Annotated in this window: 20 protein-coding genes; 17 read left to right on the forward strand and 3 right to left on the reverse strand. The window is 67.0% G+C overall.

The annotated features are described in order from the left end of the window. The 8 genes from GEU84_RS11020 to GEU84_RS11055 form a co-directional block, all read left to right on the forward strand. A partial coding sequence (locus GEU84_RS11020; protein WP_174539785.1) for a heparinase II/III family protein occupies positions 1-1,102 on the forward strand: 1,102 nt, incomplete at its 5' end. Between the two features lie 31 nt (positions 1,103-1,133). Next, complete coding sequence (purH, locus tag GEU84_RS11025; protein ID WP_152825329.1) at positions 1,134-2,723, forward strand: bifunctional phosphoribosylaminoimidazolecarboxamide formyltransferase/IMP cyclohydrolase; 1,590 nt, start codon at positions 1,134-1,136, stop codon at positions 2,721-2,723. Between the two features lie 29 nt (positions 2,724-2,752). Then, entirely contained in the window at positions 2,753-3,259 is a 507-nt protein-coding gene (gene lspA, locus GEU84_RS11030; protein WP_152825793.1) for a signal peptidase II, read from the forward strand. A 53-nt stretch (positions 3,260-3,312) separates the two neighbouring features. Next, positions 3,313-3,843 carry a DUF3035 domain-containing protein gene (locus GEU84_RS11035; protein ID WP_152825331.1) on the forward strand — a complete coding sequence of 177 codons (531 nt, stop codon included), beginning with the start codon at positions 3,313-3,315 and terminating at the stop codon, positions 3,841-3,843. 99 nt (positions 3,844-3,942) lie between these two features. After that, positions 3,943-5,283 (forward strand): M16 family metallopeptidase, encoded by a 1,341-nt coding sequence (locus GEU84_RS11040; protein ID WP_152825333.1) that lies wholly within the window; start codon positions 3,943-3,945, stop codon positions 5,281-5,283. Then, positions 5,280-6,587 carry an insulinase family protein gene (locus tag GEU84_RS11045; RefSeq protein ID WP_174539787.1) on the forward strand — a complete coding sequence of 436 codons (1,308 nt, stop codon included), beginning with the start codon at positions 5,280-5,282 and terminating at the stop codon, positions 6,585-6,587. The genes GEU84_RS11040 and GEU84_RS11045 overlap by 4 nt, the downstream gene beginning before the upstream one ends. A 56-nt stretch (positions 6,588-6,643) precedes the next feature. Further along, positions 6,644-8,512: a DNA mismatch repair endonuclease MutL gene (gene mutL / locus GEU84_RS11050; RefSeq protein WP_420899281.1), complete on the forward strand. Its 1,869-nt coding sequence runs from the start codon at positions 6,644-6,646 to the stop codon at positions 8,510-8,512. 276 nt (positions 8,513-8,788) lie between these two features. Then, on the forward strand, positions 8,789-9,313 hold the full coding sequence (locus tag GEU84_RS11055) for a HutD/Ves family protein (protein ID WP_152825343.1): 525 nt from the start codon (positions 8,789-8,791) through the stop codon (positions 9,311-9,313). Positions 9,314-9,363: 50 nt separating this feature from the next. Here GEU84_RS11055 and GEU84_RS11060 read toward each other — a convergent pair whose 3' ends face one another. Both GEU84_RS11060 and GEU84_RS11065 read right to left on the reverse strand, forming a co-directional pair. Beyond that, on the reverse strand, positions 9,364-9,999 hold the full coding sequence (locus GEU84_RS11060; RefSeq protein WP_152825346.1) for a ChrR family anti-sigma-E factor: 636 nt from the start codon (positions 9,997-9,999) through the stop codon (positions 9,364-9,366). A 12-nt stretch (positions 10,000-10,011) separates the two neighbouring features. Continuing rightward, a complete protein-coding gene (locus GEU84_RS11065; RefSeq protein WP_217438561.1) occupies positions 10,012-10,521 on the reverse strand; it encodes a sigma-70 family RNA polymerase sigma factor in 510 nt (169 codons plus the stop codon). A 320-nt stretch (positions 10,522-10,841) separates the two neighbouring features. Between GEU84_RS11065 and GEU84_RS11070 the strand changes: the two genes are divergently transcribed. The 8 genes from GEU84_RS11070 to GEU84_RS11105 all read left to right on the forward strand — a co-directional run bounded on the left by GEU84_RS11070 (position 10,842) and on the right by GEU84_RS11105 (position 19,879). Beyond that, complete coding sequence (locus tag GEU84_RS11070) at positions 10,842-12,134, forward strand: NAD(P)/FAD-dependent oxidoreductase (RefSeq protein WP_152825351.1); 1,293 nt, start codon at positions 10,842-10,844, stop codon at positions 12,132-12,134. Further along, positions 12,131-12,877 carry a DUF1365 domain-containing protein gene (locus GEU84_RS11075; protein ID WP_152825353.1) on the forward strand — a complete coding sequence of 249 codons (747 nt, stop codon included), beginning with the start codon at positions 12,131-12,133 and terminating at the stop codon, positions 12,875-12,877. The genes GEU84_RS11070 and GEU84_RS11075 overlap by 4 nt, the downstream gene beginning before the upstream one ends. Beyond that, positions 12,874-14,100: an MFS transporter gene (locus tag GEU84_RS11080; RefSeq protein ID WP_174539789.1), complete on the forward strand. Its 1,227-nt coding sequence runs from the start codon at positions 12,874-12,876 to the stop codon at positions 14,098-14,100. Before GEU84_RS11075 ends, GEU84_RS11080 begins: the two co-directional genes overlap by 4 nt. A gap of 2 nt (positions 14,101-14,102) precedes the next feature. Beyond that, entirely contained in the window at positions 14,103-14,654 is a 552-nt protein-coding gene (locus GEU84_RS11085) for a DUF3833 domain-containing protein (RefSeq protein WP_152825355.1), read from the forward strand. After that, on the forward strand, positions 14,651-15,388 hold the full coding sequence (locus GEU84_RS11090) for an SDR family NAD(P)-dependent oxidoreductase (protein ID WP_152825357.1): 738 nt from the start codon (positions 14,651-14,653) through the stop codon (positions 15,386-15,388). Before GEU84_RS11085 ends, GEU84_RS11090 begins: the two co-directional genes overlap by 4 nt. 156 nt (positions 15,389-15,544) lie before the next feature. Continuing rightward, complete coding sequence (locus GEU84_RS11095; RefSeq protein WP_241427655.1) at positions 15,545-16,513, forward strand: hypothetical protein; 969 nt, start codon at positions 15,545-15,547, stop codon at positions 16,511-16,513. A 34-nt stretch (positions 16,514-16,547) separates the two neighbouring features. Next, a complete protein-coding gene (locus GEU84_RS11100) occupies positions 16,548-19,070 on the forward strand; it encodes a hypothetical protein (RefSeq protein ID WP_152825358.1) in 2,523 nt (840 codons plus the stop codon). Then, a complete protein-coding gene (locus GEU84_RS11105) occupies positions 19,055-19,879 on the forward strand; it encodes a glycosyltransferase family 2 protein (RefSeq protein ID WP_152825361.1) in 825 nt (274 codons plus the stop codon). The genes GEU84_RS11100 and GEU84_RS11105 overlap by 16 nt, the downstream gene beginning before the upstream one ends. A 31-nt stretch (positions 19,880-19,910) precedes the next feature. On the opposite strand, the gene GEU84_RS11110 is transcribed toward GEU84_RS11105, so the two are convergent. Continuing rightward, positions 19,911-21,095, reverse strand: coding sequence for a glycosyltransferase (locus GEU84_RS11110; RefSeq protein ID WP_174539791.1), 1,185 nt, complete (start codon positions 21,093-21,095; stop codon positions 19,911-19,913). Positions 21,096-21,252: 157 nt separating this feature from the next. Between GEU84_RS11110 and GEU84_RS11115 the strand changes: the two genes are divergently transcribed. Further along, positions 21,253-22,608 carry an oligosaccharide flippase family protein gene (locus tag GEU84_RS11115; RefSeq protein ID WP_152825363.1) on the forward strand — a complete coding sequence of 452 codons (1,356 nt, stop codon included), beginning with the start codon at positions 21,253-21,255 and terminating at the stop codon, positions 22,606-22,608. Positions 22,609-22,622 lie beyond the last annotated feature (14 nt).

A 22,622-nucleotide genomic window follows, 5' to 3' on the forward strand; every position in this document is an offset into this window, starting at 1 on the left:
CGCGCTGGCCCGCGACTGCGCCGACGAGATTGACGCGATGGGTGGCATTCCCACCCGCAACCCCGAGGAACTGCTGGAGATTTTCACCCTGCTGAGCTGGGCCGCGCAGGCGCTGGGCGAGGCGGGGCGCATGGTGCCGCCCGCGCATCTGGCCGCGATAGAGCGTATCGCCCCCACGCTGCGCGCGTTGCGCCATGCCGATGGCGGGCTGGCGCGGTTTCACGGTGGCGGCCGCGGGCTGGAGGGGCGGCTGGATCATGCGCTGGCCAATGCCGGGGTCAGGGCGGTGGCGGCGCAGGGGCTGGCCATGGGCTTTGCCCGGCTGGCGGGCGGGCGCACAACGGTGATCGTCGATGCGGCGGAGCCGCCGAACGGGCGGGCCGGGCGTTCTGCCCATGCCTCGGTCCTGGCGTTTGAGCTGACATCGGGGCGCAGGCCCGTGGTGGTGAACTGCGGGTCGGGCGCGCCCTTTGGCCCCGACTGGCGGCGCGCGGGGCGGGCCACGGCCAGCCATTCCACCCTGTCCATCGACGGGTTTTCATCCTCGCGGCTTGGTGGTGGCGCGCAGGAGGTGATGATCGACCGCGCCCGCCTGCTGACCGCGCATCAAAGCCATGCGATGGCCGGGCATCACATGCATATGGCGCATGCGGGCTGGTCGCAGACCCACGGGCTGACGCATCAGCGCGACATCTTGCTGGCTGCCGATGGCCGCCGCCTGACCGGGCAGGATGTGCTGGCCGCGCTGACCCCGGGCGAGCGCAAGCGGTTTGGCTATATCATCAGCCACAGCGGGCCGCGCGGCATCCGCTTTGCCATCCGGTTCCATCTGCATCCCGATGTGGATGCGGCGGTGGACATGGGCGGCAGCGCGATTTCGCTGGCGTTGAAAAGCGGCGAGATCTGGGTGTTTCGCCATGAAGGGGCGGCTGTCATGTCGCTGGAGCCGTCAGTCTATCTGGAAAAGGGGCGTTTGCAGCCGCGTGCGACAAAACAGGTTGTCCTGACGGGCACAGCGACGGATTTTGAGACCCGGATCGGCTGGACCTTGGCGAAAGCACAGGATACTCCGCTGGCCATCCGCGACCTGGACCGGGATTGACCCGGACCGCCCCTCAACCGGAGGCAAACGAATGACCCATCTGGTGCCCGTCGGGCGCGCTCTGCTGTCGGTGTCCGACAAGACCGGCCTGCTGGATCTGGCGCGGGCGCTTGCCGGCATGGGGGTGGAACTGATTTCGACCGGCGGCACGGCGCAGGCGCTGCGCACGGCGGGGCTGGCGGTGCGTGACGTGGCCGAGGTGACGGGTTTTCCCGAAATGATGGACGGGCGGGTGAAAACCCTGCATCCCAATGTGCATGGCGGGTTGCTGGCGCTGCGCGACGATGACGAGCATCTGGTGGCGATGGCGGTGCATGGCATTGAACCGATCGACCTGCTGGTGGTGAACCTTTACCCGTTCGAGGCGGCGGTGGCGCGTGGCGCGTCTTATGACGACTGTGTCGAGAACATCGACATCGGCGGGCCTGCGATGATCCGGGCGGCGGCGAAGAACCACCGATTCGTGAATGTGGTGACGGACATCGCCGATTATGCCCCCCTGCTGGCCGAGATGAAGGCGCACAAGGGGGCCACGTCCCATGCCTTCCGGCAGCGGCTGGCGCTGACGGCCTATTCCCGCACCGCGGCCTATGACGCGGCTGTGTCGGGCTGGATGGCCGAGGCTTTGGCCGAACCCGCCCCGCGGCGGCGGGCTTTTGCCGGGCAACTGGCCTCGCCGCTGCGCTATGGCGAAAACCCGCACCAGCGCGCGGCCTTCTACACCGATGGCACATGGCGGCCCGGCGTGGCCACGGCGCGGCAATGGCAGGGCAAGGAACTGTCCTACAACAACATCAACGACACCGATGCGGCCTTTGAACTGGTGGCGGAGTTTGATCCGTTGCAGGGCCCGGCCTGCGTGATCGTGAAACATGCCAACCCCTGCGGCGTGGCGCGTGGCGCGACCCTGGCCGAGGCCTATGCGCGGGCGTTCGACTGTGACCGCACATCGGCCTTTGGCGGGATCATTGCGCTGAATCAGCCGCTGGATGCGGCGACGGCGGAAAAGATCGTGGAAATCTTTACCGAGGTGGTCATCGCCCCGGGCGCGGACGAGGGCGCGCGGGCGGTGTTTGCCACCAAGAAAAACCTGCGTCTGTTGACCACCATGGGCCTACCCAACCCGGTGGCGCGGGGGCTTGCCTTCAAACAGGTGGCGGGCGGATTTCTGGTGCAGGACCGCGACGCGGGCCATGTGACGGCTGCCGATCTGCGGGTGGTGACGAAACGCGCGCCAACCGATGCCGAACTGGCCGATCTGATGTTCGCCTGGACGGTGGCGAAACATGTGAAATCCAATGCCATTGTCTATGTGAAAGATGGCGCAACCGTGGGCGTGGGGGCCGGGCAGATGAGCCGCGTCGACAGCACCCGCATCGCCGCCCGCAAGGCTGAGGATATGGCCATGGCGCTGGGTCTGCCCGCACCGCTGACGCAGGGTGCCGTCGTGGCGTCGGACGCGTTCTTTCCCTTTGCCGACGGGCTGATTACGGCGGCCGAGGCCGGGGCCACGGCGATCATCCAGCCCGGCGGGTCGGTGCGCGATGACGAGGTGATTGCCGCCGCCGATGCCGCAGGTCTGGCCATGGTGTTCACCGGCCAGCGGCATTTCCGGCATTGAACATGGTATCGCGCCTTTTCCCCGCCCCGATGCGGCTGGTCGCGCTGGTGGCGCTGGGTATTTTCGTGCTGGATCAGGTCACGAAAGTCGCGGTGGTCTTTGGCCTGAACCTGATCGAGCGGGGCGTGATCAATGTGCTGCCGCCTTACCTGACCTTCCGCATGGCCTGGAACCAGGGCGTGAACTTTGGCCTGTTTGCCAGCGGTGCGGATGTGATGCGCTGGGTGCTGATCGCGGTGGCGCTGGCGATTTCGGCCTGGGTCTGGCATTGGACCGCGCGTGAGGGGCAGAACCCCCGTGCCCGGATTGCCGCAGGGCTGCTGATCGGCGGGGCGCTGGGCAATGTGGTTGACCGCGTGGCCTATGGCGCGGTGGCCGATTTTCTGAACATGTCCTGCTGCGGCATTGAAAACCCCTATGCTTTCAACGTGGCCGATATTTCGATCTTTGCCGGGGCCATCGGGCTGGTGCTGTTTACCGGCACGCCGAAACCCCCGGCCAAGCGGCGCAGCACCCCCCGGCGAAAGACCCCGTGACGCGCCCGATGCTTTGCGCTAAGACGAACCGAACGGGTGAAGGAGGCTTTCGCATGCGGGCAGCACGGGGCGCTTTGGCGGTCGCGGGACTGGCTTTGCTGGGCCTTGCCGCCTGTTCCGGGCCGGACACGCCGCAGTTGATGAACATCCGGTCCTCCACCAACGGGCCGGACGAATTTGCCATCCTGCCACCCAAACCGCTGGAACTGCCCGAGGATCTGGCGGCGCTGCCCGAACCCACGCTGGGCGGGGCCAACCGCACTGACCCCACGCCCAATGCCGATGCCATCGTGGCGCTGGGCGGTCGGCCACAGACCCTGCAAGGCGGTGTGCCTGCGGGTGACACGGCGATGCTGGCCCATGCGGCGCGCTATGGTCTTGCGGCGAATATCCGCCCCGAGCTGGCGGCCGAGGATCTGGAATACCGCCGCCAGAATGACGGGCGGCTGCTGGAACGGCTGTTCAACGTGAACGTCTATTTCCGCGCTTATGAGCCGCAGTCGCTGGACCAGCATGCCGAACTCGCACGCTGGCGCAGGGCAGGGGCGCGCAACGTGTCGGCCCCGCCCGAGTCTGACGAATAGTCACTTCCGCGTTGGGGGCTGCATCCGGCCTTGATCGCCGGGGCAAGGGCCGTAAGTTGCCTGTCGATGGCTGACATGACCCGAGGGATGGACCAACCGATGCTTTTCCGTCGTCTGCACCTTTCCGTGGTGGCCATCTGTGCGCTGGCCCTGCCGCTGCATGCCGAAACCGTGACCGATTTCACCCTGCCCAACGGGCTGGAGGTGGTGGTGATCGAGGATCACCGTGCCCCGGTGGTGACGCAGATGATCTGGTATCGCGCGGGCGCGGCGGATGAGCCCGAGGGCCATTCCGGCATCGCGCATTTTCTGGAACATCTGCTGTTCAAGGGCACCGACACGCTGGCCCCGGGCGAGTTTTCCGATACGGTCGAGGCGCAGGGCGGCGATGACAACGCCTTTACCTCGTGGGATTATACCGCCTATTTCCAGCGGGTTGCGGCTGACCGGCTGGAACTGATGATGCAGATGGAAGCCGACCGGATGCGCAACCTGCGCCTGACCGAGGAAGATGTGGCGACCGAACGGCAGGTCATTCTGGAAGAACGCAGCCAGCGCACCGACAGTGATCCTGCGGCCCTGTTCGGCGAACAGCGGCGCGCGGCGCAATACATGAACCACCGCTACGGTGTGCCGATCATCGGCTGGCGGCACGAGATGGAACAGCTGAGCCGCGATGATGCGCTGGCGTTTTACCAGCGGTTCTATGCGCCCAACAACGCGGTTCTGGTGATCGCGGGCGACGTGGAGCCTGAGGCCGTGCGCGCGCTGGCGGAAAAGCACTATGGCCCTCTGAAGCCCACCGAGGGCCTGTTGCCGCGCAACCGGCCGGTGGAGCCGCCGCAACTGGCCGAACGGCGGCTGACCTATGCCGATGGCCGGGTGGCGCAGCCCTATGTGATGCGCACCTATCTGGCACCCGAGCGGAACCCCGGCGCGCAGCAGCAGGCGGCGGCGCTGACCATGCTGGCCGAAGTGCTGGGCGGCAGCGGCACGACCTCGGTTCTGGCGCGGGCATTGCAGTTTGGCGATGCAAAGGCGGTCTATACCTCGGCCTTCTACGACGGTTCGTCGCTGGATCAGGGCACCTTCGGGCTGGCCATCGTTCCGGTGCCCGGCGTGTCGCTGCAGGAAGCGGAAGATGCCATGGATGCCGTCGTCGCGCAGTTTCTGAAAGACGGTGTGGAGCCCGAGGCCTTTGCCCGGATCAAGACGCAACTGCGCGCCGCCGACATCTATGCGCGTGACAATGTGGATGGTCTGGCCCGCCGCTATGGTGAGGCGCTGACCACCGGCCTGACGGTGCAGGATGTGCAGGATTGGCCCGCCATTTTACAGGCGGTGACACCCGAGGATGTGATGGCGGCAGCGGAAATGGTGCTCGACCGGCGGCGCGCCGTGACCGGCTGGCTGATGCAGGATGAGGAGAACGCGCTGTGATGATCCGTCTGGCCCTTGCGCTGATCCTGTTCGCGCTGCCCCTGCGCGCCGAAATCGCCATAAAAGAGGTTGTCTCGCCCGGGGGCATCACCGCCTGGCTGGTGGAGGAACACGGTATCCCCTTTACCGCGCTGGAAATCCGGTTCAAGGGCGGCACATCGCTGGACGCGCCGGGCAAACGCGGCGCGGTGAACCTGATGACCGGCCTGATCGAGGAAGGCGCGGGCGATCTGGACGCGCAGGGGTTTGCCGCCGCGCGTGACGGTCTGGCCGCCAGCTACCGCTTTCGTGCGGGCATCGATTCGCTGTCCGTCTCGGCGCAGTTCCTGACGGAAAACCGCGATCAGGCGGTGGATTTGCTGCGTTTGGCGTTGGTTGAGCCGCGGTTTGATGCCGATGCGGTGGAACGTGTGCGCGGTCAGGTGCTGTCTGGCCTGCGGTCCGACGCCAAGGATCCTGCGGTGCTGGCAGCCAATGCCTTTGATGCAGCGGCGTTCGGCGACCATCCCTATGGCAGTTCCGGCGACGGCACGCTGGAATCCGTGGCGGCGCTGACCCGCGATGACATCATCGCCGCCAACACGGGCGCATTGGCGCGCGACCGCATCTATGTGTCGGCGGTGGGGGATATCACGGCAGAGGATCTTGGCGCGCTGCTGGATCATCTGCTGGGCGATCTGCCCGCAACGGGGGCCCCGATGCCGGGCCGTGCCGGCTGGGCGCTGGCAGGTGGCGTGACAGTGCAGGATTTTCCGACCCCGCAATCGGTGATCCGGTTCGGGCATGAGGGCATCACCCGCGATGACCCTGATTTCTTTGCCGCCTATATCCTGAACGAGGTTTTGGGCGGTGGCCGCTTTGGCGCGCGCCTGATGACCGAGGTGCGCGAAAAGCGCGGGCTGACCTATGGGGTGTCCACCTATCTGGCCCCGATGGACCATGCCGAGATGTTTCTGGGTCAGTTCGCATCCGCCAATGAAAAGGCGGCCGAGGCTGTGGCCGTGGTGCAGGCCGAATGGGCCAGGATGGCGGCGGAGGGCATCACCGCCGAAGAGCTGGCTTCGACCAAGACGTTTCTGACAGGCTCTTACCCGCTGCGATTTGATGGCAACGGGCCGATTGCCGATATTCTGGTGGGCATGCAGATGCAGGGCCTGCCGATCGACTATGCCGCCACCCGCAACGAAAAGATCGAGGCGGTGACGCTGGACGATGTGGCCCGCGTGGCCAAGCGCCTGCTGCGGCCTGATGACCTGCATTTCGTGGTGGTCGGCCAGCCGGTGGGGCTTGCCAGCGACGGCTAAGCCGCTTGTCACTGTTGCTGTGGTCGAATCTGCTGGGCCGTGCTAACCCTAGTGGCATGATGCTGGACAGACCCAAGATAAGCGATGTCGCGCCTGACCGCCCGGTGATCCGCCAGTTGGACGAGGCGGCGATCAACCGTATTGCGGCGGGCGAGGTGGTGGAACGGCCCGCCTCTGCCGTCAAGGAACTGGTGGAAAACGCGCTGGATGCGGGGGCGGGGCGTATCACGGTGGATTACGCCGATGGCGGCAAGACGCTGATCCGGGTGACCGATGACGGCTGCGGCATGACCGGCACCGATCTGCCGATGGCGCTGGCCCGGCATGCCACATCAAAGATCGACGGAACCGATCTGCTGAACATCCATTCTTTCGGCTTCCGGGGCGAGGCTTTGCCCAGCCTTGGCGCGGTGGGGCGGCTGACCATCACCTCGCGCGCGGCGGGGGCCGAGGGGGCCAGCATTACCGTGTCGGGCGGGCGGATGGAGGCGGTGCGCCCCGCAGCCCTGAACCGGGGCACGGTCGTGGAACTGCGCGATCTGTTCCATGCCACGCCTGCGCGGCTGAAATTCATGCGGTCAGACCGGGCCGAGGCGATGGCCATCGGCGATGTGGTGAAACGGCTGGCGATGGCCGAACCTGCTGTGGGGTTCACGCTGCGCGATGTGTCGGGCGGCGAGGCGCGGGTGGTGTTTCGCGCCGACCCCGAGCCCGGCGATTTCTTTGATGCGCTGCACGGGCGGCTGGCTCGGGTGCTGGGCGCGGATTTTGCAGGCAATGCACTGCGCATTGATGCGGAACGCGACGGGCTGCGGCTGACCGGCTATGCCGCGCTGCCCACCTATTCGCGCGGGTCCGGGGTGGCGCAATTCCTGTTCGTGAATGGCCGCCCGGTGCTGGACCGGATGCTGTTCGGTGCCCTGCGCGCGGCCTATATGGACGTGCTGAGCCGCGACCGCCATCCGGCGGCGGTTCTGGGCCTGACCTGCGACCCGCAACTGGTGGATGTGAACGTGCATCCGGCGAAATCAGAAGTGCGGTTTCGTGACCCGCAGGGCGCGCGCGGGCTGATCATCTCGGGCCTGCGACAGGCTTTGGCCGGGGCGGGGCACCGGGCATCTTCCACCGTGGCGGGCGAAACGCTGGCGGCCTTCCGCCCCGAAGGCGCGCGGGTGTATCAGATGGACCGCCCCTCGCAGGCCAGTTTTTCGCGGGCGTTTCAGGCGCAGGCCCCCGTGCCGCCCGCGCCAGACAGTGCTGCGGCAGGCGGCTATGCCGAAGCGCCCGGTTTTGCGGAAGAGCCGGTGGCCCGCATCTTCGATGCGCAGCCATCCCCCGATACCGCACGGCCTTTGGGGGCCGCGCGCGCCCAACTGCACGAAAACTACATCATCGCCCAGACCGCCACCGGCATGGTGATTGTCGATCAGCATGCGGCGCATGAACGGCTGGTGTATGAGCGGCTGAAGGCGCAGCGCGACGGGGCGGGTATCGCGGCGCAGGCGCTGCTGATACCCGAGATTGTCGAACTATCAGCTGGTGACGCCGCGCGACTGCTGGATCATGCGGATGATCTGGCCGCGCTGGGGCTGGTGGTCGAGGCGTTTGGCGGCGGCGCGGTGGCGGTGCGGGAAACCCCGGCGATCCTGGGCACGGTGAATGCCGCCGCCCTGATCCACGACATTCTGGATGATCTGGCCGATCAGGGCACCTCGGCGCGTGTGCAGGCGCGGATGGATGCCGTGCTCAGCCGCATGGCCTGCCACGGTTCTGTCCGTTCGGGGCGCCAGATGCGCCCCGAGGAGATGAACGCCCTGTTGCGCGAAATGGAGGCGACGCCACTGGCGGGCCAGTGCAACCACGGGCGACCCACCTATGTGGAGCTGCAACTGGCCGATATCGAACGGCTGTTCGGACGCCGGTGATACGCAGCGGCGGTGGCGCTACGCGGCTGTTGATGCAGGGCGCGCGTGTTTCCCGGGTTCGCCGAAAAACCTTCGGTTGATTCGCGCCGCAGACCGCTTTGCGGGCAGGGCAGCGCGGGGAAATCCGCGGCGCTTGGGGCACGGCGTGCAAAAAGACGTCACAAAACGGGCTTTGGCTTTGAAAAATATCACAAAAAGCTGGCGCAATCCTGCTACCATCTATGTCATGGAACATGCGCTCTGCGGGGGCGCCATAGATCGCGGGGCAGCAGCAGAATGATCCGGCATCTGACAGCGGCGGATTACACCACGATGCCCTGGGCCAATGGCGGGGGCCAGACCACCGAGATGCTGAAGGTCAATCGCGGTGATGGCAGCCTGCTTTACCGCATTTCGCTGGCGGTTGTGGCGCAGGACGGGCCGTTTTCGCTGTTTCCGGGGATCGAGCGCAGTCTGACGGTGATTTCCGGCCCGGGGTTCGATCTGAACGGGGCGGTGCGGCTGCGCGCCGATCCGCTGGTGCCGGTGGCCTTTCCGGGCCATGTGGCTGTGGCCGCCGAGGGGGTGACGGCCCCGTCGGAGGATTTCAACGTGCTGACCTGTGCGCGCATCCCCAAACCCGATGTGCAGGTCATTGCCGATGCGCTGGCCCGTCCGATCAAGGGCCGGGCGCTTGTGCTGTTTGCGTTGGAGGATGCACGTGTCGGCGAACATGTCCTTGCGCGGCGCGAGTTGATGATCACCGACCAGGCGTTCAACATTAGCGGCGGGACTGTAGTGGCTGTGACGCTGACGCTGTGAAACCGGCACCGCGTCTTGCCCCATAGGGGGCAGCCCCGGGGCCAGTCCGGTCAGATGCGGAAGAACGGCTGCGCCAGTCGCGGGATCAGCCCCAGGAAGCGCAGCGGCGCATCGGTGGCGGCCAGGCAGATGCAGGCCGGGCCCTGTTCGGCCACAGGGGTGTGCTGCAAATCTTCGTCCGCAATCTCCAGATCACCCTTGGCGAAGCGGTCGGTCGCATCGCGGAACGCGCCTTGCAGCACCAGCGTCAGTTCCGTGCCACGATGGCCGTGGTCTGGCACGGCATGGCCCGCGGGGATATAGAGCAGCCGGGCCGAGGCCGCGCGGTCGGTAGACAGGATCGCCTGCCGCACGCCCAGGCCAAGGGGGCGCCATTTCACCGCATCCAGCCCGCCGCCGATGTAATCCAGCAACGGGGCGGGCAGATCGCCGCGTTGTTGCGTCTTTTTCGCGGCAACGGGGTTGTTCAGCCGCGCCAGCGTGGCCTCAAGGCTGCTTTCCGGCATGGTCGCCGCGCCACAATCGGCCAGGACCGCGCCGCCAACGGCGTCAAAAGCCCCCAGCCGCGCGCGGCAATCGTCGCACAGCGACAGATGCGTGGCGACCACGAGATTGAACGCCTCGGGCAGTTGCCCGGCGGAATAGGCCATCAGCAGGGTATCGGAAACATGGTGCCGGATCGTCATGATAAGGTGCCTTCAGGTCATCTGGTGGCGCAGCCGTTCCAGCGCCAGTCTGATACGTGATTTTATGGTGCCCAGCGGCAGGCCGGTTTCGGCGGCAATCTCGCTGTGGCTGAGGTCGCCGAAATAGGCGCGCTCGATCAGGGCGCGCTGTTTTTCCGGCAATTGGGCCAGGGCGACCCCCAGCCGCGCGGTGTCTTGCTGCATCTCTAGCGCGGCCTGCTGGTCGGGCTCTGCCTCGGGGCCCCAAGGCAGGTCTTCGGGCTCGGGGCGGCGCGACTTGCGCAGGGCGTCGATGCGCCGGTTGCGGGCGATGGTGAACACCCATGTGGCCACAGACGCGCGCTCGGGATCAAACAGATGCGCCTTTTGCCACAGGGTCGCCATCACATCCTGCGCGCATTCCTCGGCCAGGGCCTCGCTGGCCCCGGATTTCATCAAGAACCCCTTCACCCGCGGCGCAAAATGCCGGAACAGGGCAGCGAACGCCGCCTTGTCCTGCCGGTCACGCACCAACGCGAGCATGGCGGCCCAATCCGGGTCCACCGGCCCGTTGCCTTCATTCCGTCCAGTCACGACTGGCCTTTCCCGGCGACGCCCTGCGCCCGTTCCGGGGGCAACATAGGCGCGTGCGGCGGACCATGCATCCGGTTTTTCTGGGGCGAGGGTTTCGATCATCATGCGCCTTCTACGCGGCTTGCGCCCGGTCGGATCAATTTGCCTTTTTCCGTGCCGCAGATCGCACATCCGCAGCAACATTCTGATCCGGCGCATGAAACCCCGCGTATTGCCTGACGTAACATGTCATGTGTCTATGGACCACGGACCAAGGAGTTGCCGCGTAGATGCCATTCGAGACCCTGAAATTCGCCCCCCGCCGCATCGCCGTCATCGGCGGTGGCATATCTGGCATGGCGGCGGCGCATCTGCTGGCCATGGATCACGCGGTTGTGCTGTATGAGGCCGAGGGAAGGCTGGGCGGCCATGCCCGCACCGTTCTGGCGGGCAAGCGTGGCGATCAGCCGGTGGATACCGGCTTCATTGTGTTCAACCATGTGAATTACCCGCATCTCTGCGCCCTGTTCGACAAACTGGGCGTGCCCACGGCGAAAAGCAGCATGAGCTTTGGGGCCTCGATCGCCGGGGGGCGGCTGGAATATGGCCTGCGCAACCTGAACGCGGTGTTCGCGCAGCGCAGGAACGTCGCCGATCCGCGTTTTCTGCGCATGTTGCGCGACATATTCCGCTTCAACGCGCAGGCGGCCGCGCTGGCCCGCGATGCCAGCCTGACCATCGGGCAGTTGCTGGAGGCGCTGGGCACCGCCCGCTGGTTCCGCGACTATTACATCCTGCCGCTGTCGGCGGCGATCTGGTCAACCCCCGCCGCGCGGATCATGGATTTTCCGGCGCAGGCGCTGGTGACGTTCTTCCAGAACCACGCGCTGATGTCGGCCACCGGTCAGCACCAGTGGCATACGGTGCAGGGCGGATCGGTGGAATATGTGCGCCGACTGCATGCCGCAATGGCGGGCGAGGGCGTGGATATCCGCCTGAACGCCCCCATCGCCGGGGTGCGCCGTGATGGCGCAGGGGTGCAGGTGCGCGCCCATGGTGCCGAATGGGAGCCGTTTGACGAGGTGATCTTCGCCACCCATTCCGATGACAGCCTGGCCATGCTGGCCGATGCCAGCCCACAGGAACGCGCCGCCTTGTCTGCCGTGCGCTATCAGCCGAACGAGGCTGTTTTGCACGCCGATGCGTCGGTCATGCCGAAACGACGGGCGGTCTGGTCATCGTGGAATTATGTCGAACCCGCAGGGCCGCAGGGCGACCGCATCGACCTGACCTATTGGATGAACAGCCTGCAACCCATTCCGCAGGATGATCCGCTGTTTGTCACGCTGAACTCCACCCAGCCGATCCGCGATGATCTGGTGCAGGATGTCGTCAGCTTCCGCCATCCGGTCTATGACATGGCCGGGCAGACGGCGAAGGCCGCGATCCGGCTGCGCAACGGCACGCTGAACACCTGGTTCTGCGGGGCGTGGATGCGCAACGGGTTCCACGAGGACGGTTTCGCCAGCGCGGTGGATGTGGTGCAGGCGATGCGCGCCCGCAGCCGCGCCGAGGCGGCATGAGCGGGGTAGACCATATCCGGGGTGAAACGTTCCATGGCCGCAAGGGGGCCGTGGCGAACAGTTTCCGCTATGGGGTGGATTATCTGCTGCTGGAGCCCGAGGCTGCGGGCCCGTCGCTGTTTTCACGCAATCGCCGCAACCTGCTGTCACTATGGGACAGCGATCATGGTGGCCCGCCCGGTCAGGGGCGCGGCGCGCCTTGGGTGCGCGACGTGCTGGCGGCGCATGGCCTGCCCGAGGCCGACCGGATCGAACTGCTGGCCCAGCCGCGCGTGCTGGGCCATGTGTTCAACCCGGTCAGTTTCTGGCTGTGCCATGATGCGGCGGGCCTGCGCGTGGTGATTGCCGAGGTGACGAACACTTTCGGCGACAGGCATTCCTATCTGTGCCACCGCCCCGACCATGCGCCCATCACGCCCGCGGATACTCTGGCGGCCACCAAGATCCTGCATGTGTCGCCGTTTCAGCCCATCGAGGGCGGCTACACCTTTCGCTTTGACATCAGGCCCGACCGGGTGGGCATCTGGATTGATTATACGCAGGGCGAGGGGGGCCTTTACGCCACACTGACCGGCCCGCGTGTGGCCCTGACCAATGCGGGCATCCTGCGAGCCTGCCTGCGCCGCCCGTTCGGGTCGCGGCGGGTGCTGGCGCTGATCCACTGGCAGGCGCTGAAACTGGCCATCAAGGGCGCGCGTTACCGTGCCCGCCCCGCCCCGCCGGTGGATGAGGTGTCGCGGTGACGCTGCCGCTGGCCCCCTGGGCGCTGTTTGCCGCGCTGATCGCGGCAGCCGGGCTGCCGATCTACATCCATGCGCCGAAGTTCTATGTCGATGAATATGCCGTGGGGCTGGGCGCGCTGGGTGCGGCTTTGTTCCTGCTGCGGCTGGTGGATGTGGTGCAGGATCCGTTTCTGGGCTGGCTGGCGGAGAAGGCCCGGGCGTGGCGCGGGGCCATGGTGGCGGGGGCGGCAGGCCTGATGGCGCTGGCGATGCTGGGGCTGTTTGCGGTGACGCCGCCGATTGCGCCGTTGCTGTGGTTCAGCCTGACGCTGCTGGTGCTGTTTTCGGCGTTTTCGTTCCTGACGATCACCTTTTACGCCGAGGGGGTGCGCCGCGCGGCCACCCTTGGCCCCGGCGGGCACCTGCGGCTGGCAGGCTGGCGTGAAGGCGGGGCGCTGCTGGGCATCTGTCTGGCCGCTGTGGCACCGGTGGCGCTGGGTGCGCTGACTGACCGGCCCTTCGCCGCCTTTGCGGCGGTGTTCGCGCTGGTGGCGGTGCTGGCGGTCTGGGCGATGCGGCGGGAGTGGACCGGCGCAGGGGTGCATGTGGACACGCCGAACCTGCGCGCTGCCTTGGCCGACCCCCTGACAAGGCGGTTGCTGTTGCTGGCGCTGGTGAATGCCGCGCCGGTTGCCGTCACATCCACCCTGTTCCTGTTCTTTGTCGAAAGCCGCCTTGCCGCCCCGGGGGCCGAAGGCCCGCTGCTGCTGCTGTTCTTCCTTGCCGCCGCCCTGTCCACCCCGGTGTGGAGCCGCCTTGCCACCGCCTATGGGGCCAAGCCGATGCTGCTGGCGGGCATGGTGCTGGCAGTCATCGCGTTCATCTTTGCCGCGCGGCTGGGGGCGGGCGATACGCTGGCCTTCGCCGTGATCTGTGCGGCATCCGGGGCCGCGTTGGGGGCGGACATGACGCTGCTGCCCGCGATCTTTGCCCGGCATCTGGCGCAGATATCCGATGCCGGGGCGGGCACGGCATTCGGCCTGTGGTCCTTTGCGTCAAAACTGTCGCTGGCGCTGGCGGCGGCCACGCTGCTGCCGCTGTTGCAGGCGCGCGGTTTTGCGGCGGGGGCTGACAATCCAGAAACGGCGCTGGCCTTGCTGACCACGCTTTACGCCCTCGTCCCTTGCGCCCTGAAACTGCTGGCCATCGCCCTGCTGGCCGCCACCCCCGTGCCGGAGGCCTGACCATGTTGATGCTCTTGTCGGGTTTCGTGCTTGCACTGGCGCTAGTGGCCGCCAAGGCGCGGTTTCTGGGCTTTCGCAGCCAGAAGCCCGCTGATTTCGCGGGCAAAGGCCCGGTGTTTGATCTGCGGCAGCATCTGAACGGCCCGATCCTGTGCGAGGGCGTGATCTATGGCCCCACGGGCCGCGTCACCTCGCGGTTTGTGGCCGATATGCAGGGCAGCTGGGATGGCAACACCGGCACGCTGGCGGAAACCTTCCGCTATGACAGCGGCACGGTGCAGGAACGGTGCTGGACATTGCGGCTGGGCCGTGACGGGGCGATCAGCGCCGAGGCGCCCGATGTGGTGGGCGAAGGGCAGGGGCAGGTCATTGGTCCGGCTGTGCGGTTGCGCTACCGCATCCGTCTGGCGCAGGATGCGGGCGGGCATGTGCTGGACGTGACCGACTGGATGTATCTGATGGACAACGGAACCATCATGAACCGCAGCCAGTTTACCAAGTTCGGCATAACGGTGGCAGAACTGGTGGCCACACTGCGACGGGTGGAAACATGAGAGAGTTCAACGGCAAGCGTTACTGGCTGGTTGGGGCCAGCGAAGGTCTGGGTCTGGCTTTGGCGCGCAAGCTGAACGCCGCGGGGGCCGAGGTGATCCTGTCGGGGCGCGATGCGCTGCGGCTGAACGCGGCGGTGCAGGCGATGCCGGGCAAGGCGTCGGGCGTGGTCTGCGATGTGGCCTCCACCGAATCGGTAAAGGCGGCGGCGGCCGAGGTGGGTGCGCTGGACGGTGTGGTGTTTATGGCGGGCGTCTACTGGCCGATGGCGGCGCAGGACTGGGACGCGGCACAGGTCGAGGCGATGTGCGACGTGAACTTCACCGGCGCGCATCGGGTGGTGGGGGCGGTATTGCCCGACATGCTGCTGAAAAAGCATGGCCATCTGGTGATAACCGGCAGCCTTTCAGGCTTTCGCGGCCTGCCCGGTGCGGTGGGTTACGGGGCCAGCAAGGCCGGGGTCATGGCGATGGCCGAAAGCCTTTACGCCGATCTGCGCGGATCGGGCATCACGGTGCAACTGGCCAACCCCGGTTTCATCAAGACCCGGCTGACCGCCAAGAACGATTTCAAGATGCCCTTCCTGATGGAACCCGAACAGGCGGCGCAGCAGATGTTCGAGCAGATGTGCGGCGACCAGTTCAAGGCCAGCTTTCCTACGGTGTTTTCGTGGTTCTTCCGTCTGGGCCAGTTTCTGCCCGACTGGGCCTATTACCGGATCTTCGCGCCGAAATAGCACCTTGTGCCCGCCACGCAGGCGATCCCACGGCAGAACGCCCCGGGATTGGCAGATTGCGCGGCAGGGCTGGCAAAGCGGGGCGCGAGGCTGGCCACAGGGCGGGCGCCGGGGTAATGAGTGACGCGGGGGCGGAGCGGAAGAGAGGGCAGGCACATGCGGCCTATGTTGCGGCGGATCATTCCTTTGGGTGTGCTGGCGGCCTTGGGTGCCTTTGGGCTGACCCGGCTTTTTGCTCCGGCACCGCTGCCCCCCTTGCCGCAGATGGATGCGGCGGAATTTGCCGCCGCCTATGCCCGCCCGCTGGAGACACCCACAGGCCCCATGCCGGTCTATCATCTGGGGCATTCGCTTGTGGGGCGCGACATGCCCGCGATGCTGGCGCAGCTTGCCGGGCATGAGCATGCCAGCCAACTGGGCTGGGGCGCGTCTTTGCGCCAGCACTGGCTGGGCGATGTGCCGGGCTTCACGCAGGAAAACGCCAGCGCGGCCTTTCGCCCGGCAGCCGAAGCGCTGGATACGGGTGGCTATGGTGCCGTGGTGCTGACCGAGATGGTCGAGATTCGCGATGCGATCCGCTATCACGATTCGGCCCGGCATCTGGCGCTTTGGGCGGCCAAGGCGCGGGCGGCCCGGCCCGAGGTGCGGCTTTACCTGTATGAGACCTGGCACCGGCTGGATGATGCCGAGGGCTGGCTGGCGCGGCTGGATGCCGATCTGGCGCGGTATTGGCAGGATGATCTGCTGCGCCGCGCGCTGACACAGCCCGGCGTGGCGCCCATGCATGTGATCCCCGGCGGGCAGGTGATGGCGGCGCTGGTGCGGGCGATCGACGCAGGCACGGTGCCCGGCCTGACGCGCCGCGACGACCTGTTTGCGCGCAATGCCGATGGCAGCACCGACCCGATCCACCTGAATGATCTGGGGGCCTATGTCATTGCGCTGACACATTTCGCGGTGCTCTATCACCAGAGCCCCGAAGGCCTGCCGCATGTGTTGACCCGCGCCGATGGCACATCCGCCGATGCCTTGCCAGATGCGGCGGTGCCGGTGGTGCAGCAACTGGTCTGGCGGGTGGTGACGGGCTATCCTGCCACCGGCGTTGCCGCCCCATCGGATTCCTGACGCGCACCTGATACCTGACGAAAGGCCTGCCCCCATGTCGATCCTGTCTCTGCTGGCCGAGATCCTGTTTGTGGGCCACAGCCTTGTCGGCCCCGATCTGGCACCGCTGGTGCAAGGCGGGTTCCGCGCGCAGGGGGTGGAACTGCGGGCGGAATCGCAGATCATCAACGGGGCACCGCTGAAGTATAACTGGGAAAACTCCGCCGAGGCCGAAGGCGTCGACGCCCGCATGGTGCTGCCACGCGGCAATACGCAGGCGCTGGTGCTGACCGAAGGCATCCCCCTGCTGGCGCAGATCGACTGGAACGACACGGTGGGGCAGGCGCGCAACTTTGCCAGCCTCGCCTGGCAGGCGAAACCGACGGCGCAGGTGTTCATCTATGAAACCTGGCACAGCCTGAACAGCGGCACCGGCGTGGCCGTGGCGCATGACGAGGGCGCAACCGTGCCCTGGCGCGACCGGCTGACCGCCGACCTGCCGCTGTGGCAGGGCATCGCGGATGAGTTGAACAAGACCCGCCCCGCCACGGCCCCCGCCGTGCGGCTGATCCCGGCAGGGCAGGCGATGGGCCTGTTGGCGGACGAGATCGCGGCGGGCCGCGTGCCGGGGATGGATGACATCCGCGATGCGTTTTCCGACGACATCCACCCAAACGGCAAGGGCCGCTATCTGGTGGCCATGGTCCATATGGCCACGATGACCGGCAAGACGCCCGAAGGCCTGCCCGCGCAACTGACGCGGCAGTGGGCCAGCCGTGATGCGGTGATCGCCGATGATCTGGCCCCGGTGCTGCAACGCATCGCATGGGCTGCGGTTCAGGCCCATGACGCGGCCACCCCCACCGCAACGGCGCCGGTCGCGACCGAAGCGGCCGCGCCGCTGGCAGACGCGCCCGTGGTGCAACCAGCCGCCGCGCCGCCGCCCCGGGTGTTCGCACCCGTCACCAACCCCGCGCTCGCTTTGGGGCTGGCGGGGGTTTACGACTGGTCGGTGCAGCAGCCGTTTCTTGACCTGATGAAATCGGGCCGCCCCTGGATCGGCCATCTGCCCGGGCAATGGGGCGGGTTTGACCATCCGGCGCTGGCCGAGGCCGGGTATCTGGATGAAAACGGCTGGCCCAAGGCAATGCCGCCCAATGTCACCGGGATATCGACCGTGTTCCTGACCGACCTTCCGCCGCAATCGCCCGCCGCCGGGCGCTATGTGCTGACCTATGAGGGCAAGGGCACGCTGGCGCTGGACGGGCGCGCGACCAATGCCAAAGCCGAACCGGGGCGCATAACATTCGACTATCTGCCCGGCGAAGGGTCGGTCCTGCTGAACATCACCGCCATCGACGAAACTGACCCTTTGCGCAACATCACTATCCTGCGCGAGGACCGGCAGGCCGAACATGCGGCAGGCCAGATCTTCAACCCCGAATGGCTGGCGCGCATCCGTGGCGTGGCATCGGTGCGGTTCATGGACTGGATGATGACCAACAACGCCACGCTGGCGCTGGCCGCCGACCGCCCGCTGCCCGGGCATTACACCTGGGCGGTGAACGGCGTGCCGGTCGAGGTGATGGTGGCGCTGGCGAACGAGCTGGACGCCGACCCGTGGTTCACCATCCCCCATCTGGCCGAGGATGCGCTGGTGCGCGCCATGGCCGAGGTGGTGCGCGACGGGCTGGAACCCGGCCTTCGCGCCCATGTCGAATATTCCAACGAAATGTGGAACTGGCAGTTTGGCCAGACCCGTTGGGCCGAGGAACAGGGCCTGAAACGCTGGGGCGAGAAAGGCACCTGGGTGCAATACTATGCCCTGCGCGCGACCGAGGTGGCGGGTATCTGGGCGGCCGTGTTCGGCGATCAGGCCCCGGAACGGCTGGTGCGGGTGATCAGCAGCCAGACCGGCTGGCTGGGGCTGGAGGAAGCGGTGCTGGATGCGCCGCAGGTGGTGGCCGAAGGCCTGCCCCCCCCGAAACAGGCCTTTGATGCCTATGCCGTCACCGGGTATTTCAGCGGCGGCCTGGGGAACGAGGACAAGGCGGCATTGGTGAAGGGCTGGCTGGCCGAAAGCCGCGCGGCGGCCGAAGCCAGCGCCGACGCGCTGGGCCTGCAAGGCGCGGCGCGCGCCGAACATATCGCGGCCCACCGCTTTGATCTGGCGGTGGCGCGGGCGGCAGCCGAACTCGCCACCGGGGCGGAAAGTGGCAAGCCTGACGATTCGCTGGAAAATCTGCTGGGCACCGTGCTGCCCTATCAGGCCGATGTGGCGGCAGAGGCGGGGCTTGATCTGGTGATGTATGAGGGCGGCACGCATGTTGTGGGCTATGGCCTGCTGGTCGATGATGCCGAACTGACCGCGTTTTTCACCCATCTGAACTACACCCCCGAAATGGGTGCGCTTTACGCCCGGCTGCTGCAAGGCTGGCAGGGGCTGACGGATGCGCCGTTCAACGCCTTTGTCGATGTCTACAGCCCCGGCAAATGGGGCAGTTGGGGCGCGCTGCGCCATCTGGCCGATGACAACCCGCGCTGGCAGGCGCTGGCTGCGGGATGTGCTGCGTGCTGAGTGTCATCATCCCGGCCAGCAACGAGGCGGGCTATATCGGCCCCTGCCTTGAATCGCTGTTCGCCGCAGGCCCGCAGCAGGCCGAGGCGGTGGTGGTGGCCAATGGCTGCCGCGACAACACCGCCGCCATCGCGCGCAGCTATGCGGCCCGGGCCGAAGCGGCGGGCTGGAACCTGATCGTGCTTGACCTGCCCGAGGGCGGCAAACCCGGCGCGCTGAACGCGGGCGACAAGGCGGCGCGGGGGCGGATGCGGGCCTATCTGGATGCCGATGTGCGGGTCAGCCCGCCGCTGATCGCCCAGATCATCGCCGCGCTTGACCGTGACCTGCCCACCTATGCCAGTGGCCGCCCGCTGATCAGCCGGGCGCGCAGCTGGGTGACACGCGCCTATGCCGGGTTCTGGTCGCGCCTGCCCTTTGCGCAAAGCCCCGCGCCGGGGTTCGGCTTTTTCGCGGTGAATGCGGCGGGGCGGGCGCGCTGGGGGGCGTTTCCGGGCATCATTTCCGACGACACCTTCGTGCGGCTGCAATTCAGCCCGCATGAACGCATCGAATGCCCCGCCACCTATACCTGGCCGATGATCGAGGGGTTTTCGGCGCTGGTCCGGGTGAGGCGGCGGCAGGATGCGGGCGTGGCCGAAATTGCACAGCTTTACCCCGGCATTCTGGCGCGCGAGGCAAAACCACGGCTGGGCGTGCTGGGTCTGGCGCGGCTGGCGCTGGCCGACCCGCCGGGCTTTGCCACCTATGCGGCGGTATCGCTGGCCGTGCGGCTGGGCCGAAACAGCGGATGGGCACGCGGGCGCTGATCGGGCAAGCGCCGCCGCCTGCACCCGCGCATTATCCGGCAAACAGTGCCGCCAGCTTTGCAGCCTCTACGTCGATGTCATGCCGGGCCAGCACGCGGGCGCGTGCGGCCTGCCCCATCGCCGCCAGCCGTTCGGGGGCTGTGGCGGCCAGCGCATCCATCGCGCCCGCCAGCGCCGCCGCATCCCCCGCAGGCACCAGCCAGCCGGTTTCCCCCGGCAGCACCAGTTCCGGCACACCGGCAATCATCGTGGCGATCACAGGGCGGCCCGCCGCCATCGCCTCCATCACCACCATCGGCAGCCCCTCGGCAAAAGACGGCAGGATCAGCGCATGGGCGGCGGCCAGTTCGGCCCGCACCCGCGCCTCATCGGCCCAGCCGGTCAGCGTGACCTGCCCGCCAAGGCCATGCGCGGCAATGGCCGCCTCCAGTGCCGGGCGCAAGGGGCCGTCACCCACCAGAGTCAGATGCAGGCCGGGGGCCTGGGATAGCGCCAGTGCCTCGACAAGCAGGGCGAAACCCTTTTGTTCCGCCAGCCGCCCGATCGCCACCAGCCGCGCGCCGCTGGCGGGCAGCGGGGCGGATTCGGGGAACTTTGCCGGCTCGATGCCGCAATGCACCACATGCAGGCGCGGCCAGTCGGCACCACGGGCCCAGCGGCACAGCTGGCTGCGCCCGAAGCTGCTGATCGCCACGGTAAAGGCGGCATGGCGCATCTTCAGCCCCAGGTTCAGCGCCACCGGCGCATCAAACTCCTCTGGCCCATGCACGGTAAAACTGTAGCGCGGCCCGCCAAAACCCCGCACCAGCATGGCCACCGTGGCCGAGTTTGTGCCGAAATGCGCATGCAGATGGGTGATGCCCAGATCGGCACAGCGCCGCGCCACATGTGCCGCCTCCAGCCAGTAGACCAGATGGATCAGCCGCCCTCCCCTTGCCCCGCTGGCCAGTGCCAGCCGCAACGCCGCCAGCGCCTTGCCCGGATGCCGCATGGCCCATCCAACAGCCGAGGCCAGCAGCCTGCGCCCGCCCATCGCCAGCACATGCTCGGTCAAATCATCCTCGGCCAGATCGGCGGGGTCCACCAGCGCCGCCCGGTCGGACCGCATGGCAAAGCGGTGGATGCTGATCCCCCGACGCTCCAGCGCCTGAATTTCGCGGCGGATGAAGGTCTGCGATCCGCGCGGATAGGTGTTCACCAGATAGGCAATCTTCACCGCAAACCCCTGATGTTGCTGATACAGCGACAGTAGGCTGCATCTGCCGCATTGCCTAGCCCCGTGCTGATTGACGCCCCGCCCCGCCCCGCCTAGGGTCGCATCGCCCACCCGTCACGGCCGGGCCCATCTTGTTTGTGCGGCAAGGAGCCTGCCGATGTCCCGCCTTCCCCGCATGCTGACCGGATCCGGCATTTTCGCCCGTGTTCTGCGCGGCTCGGCGATCACCGCTGGCAGCTATGCCTTTGCCCAATTGCTGCGGCTGGCCTCGAACCTGATCCTGACCCGCCTGCTTTACCCCGAGGCCTTTGGCCTGATGGCGCTGGTATCGGTGTTCATGGTGGGGCTGATGATGTTTTCCGATGTGGGGCTTGGTGCCTCGATCTCGCAGAACAAGCGGGGCGACGACCCCGATTTCCTCAACACCGCCTGGACGATTCAGGTGGCGCGCGGCGCTTTGCTGTTTCTGGCGATGTGGGCGCTGGCCTGGCCTGCGGCGCAATTCTTCCGGGCACCCGACCTTGCGGTGCTGCTGCCTGCAGTGGGGCTGACCCTGTTGACCGGCGGCTTTGCCCCCACCCGCATCGACACCGCGCACCGGCATCTGATGCTGGGTCGCGTCACGCTGCTGGATCTGGCCAGCCAGGCCATTGGCATCGTGTCGATGGTGCTGATCGCCTGGGTATGGCCGTCGGTCTGGGCGCTGGTGATCGGGCAGAACATCGGCACGCTGTCAAAGCTGTGGCTGGTGCACATGTATCTGCCCGGCCCGAAGAACCGCTTTCAGTGGGAGCCGGCGGCAGGCCGTGAGCTGATCCATTTCGGCAAGTGGATCTTCCTGTCCACCGCCTGCGGCTTTCTGCTGTTTCAGGGCGACAAGGCCATTCTGGGCGCCTATATGCCGCTGGATCAGCTGGGCATCTACAACATCGGCTATTTTCTGGCCTCTTTCCCCGTGCTGCTGGCGCAGGCCGTGGCGGGGCGGGTGCTGATCCCGCTTTACCGTGACAGCCCGCCATCCGCCTCGGCGCGGAACTTTGCGCGGCTGCGGCGGCTGCGCTGCGGGCTGACGGCGGGGGTGCTGGCGCTGTTGGCGCTGCTGGCGCTGGGGGGCGTGCCGCTGGTCGATTTCCTGTATGACGCTCGCTATGCGCAGGCGGGGGCCATTCTGGTGGTCGTGGCTTGTGCCCAGATGCCGCTGGTGATCGGCATGACCTATGATCAGGCGGCGCTGGCCGCCGGGGATTCGCGCAATTTCTTTTGGGTAGTTGCGCTGAAGGCCACCGTGCAGACGGCGACATTTCTGACCGGGGTTCATTTTGGCGGGCTCTTGGGCGGGCTGGCGGCGCAGGGGTTGACCTGGGTGCTGGTCTATCCGGCGGTGATCTGGATCGCCCGGCGGCATGGCGCCTGGGATGCGCTGCACGATCTGGGATTTGCCGCGTTGGCGCTGCTGGCGGGCGGCACGGCCCTTGCGCTGAACTGGTCCGCCGTCCTGGCGCTGGCGGGTTGACCGGCCTGCGGTGC

Origin of the sequence: Fertoeibacter niger (assembly GCF_009380135.2) — a bacterium.
Classification (GTDB): Bacteria; Pseudomonadota; Alphaproteobacteria; order Rhodobacterales; family Rhodobacteraceae; genus Fertoeibacter; species Fertoeibacter niger.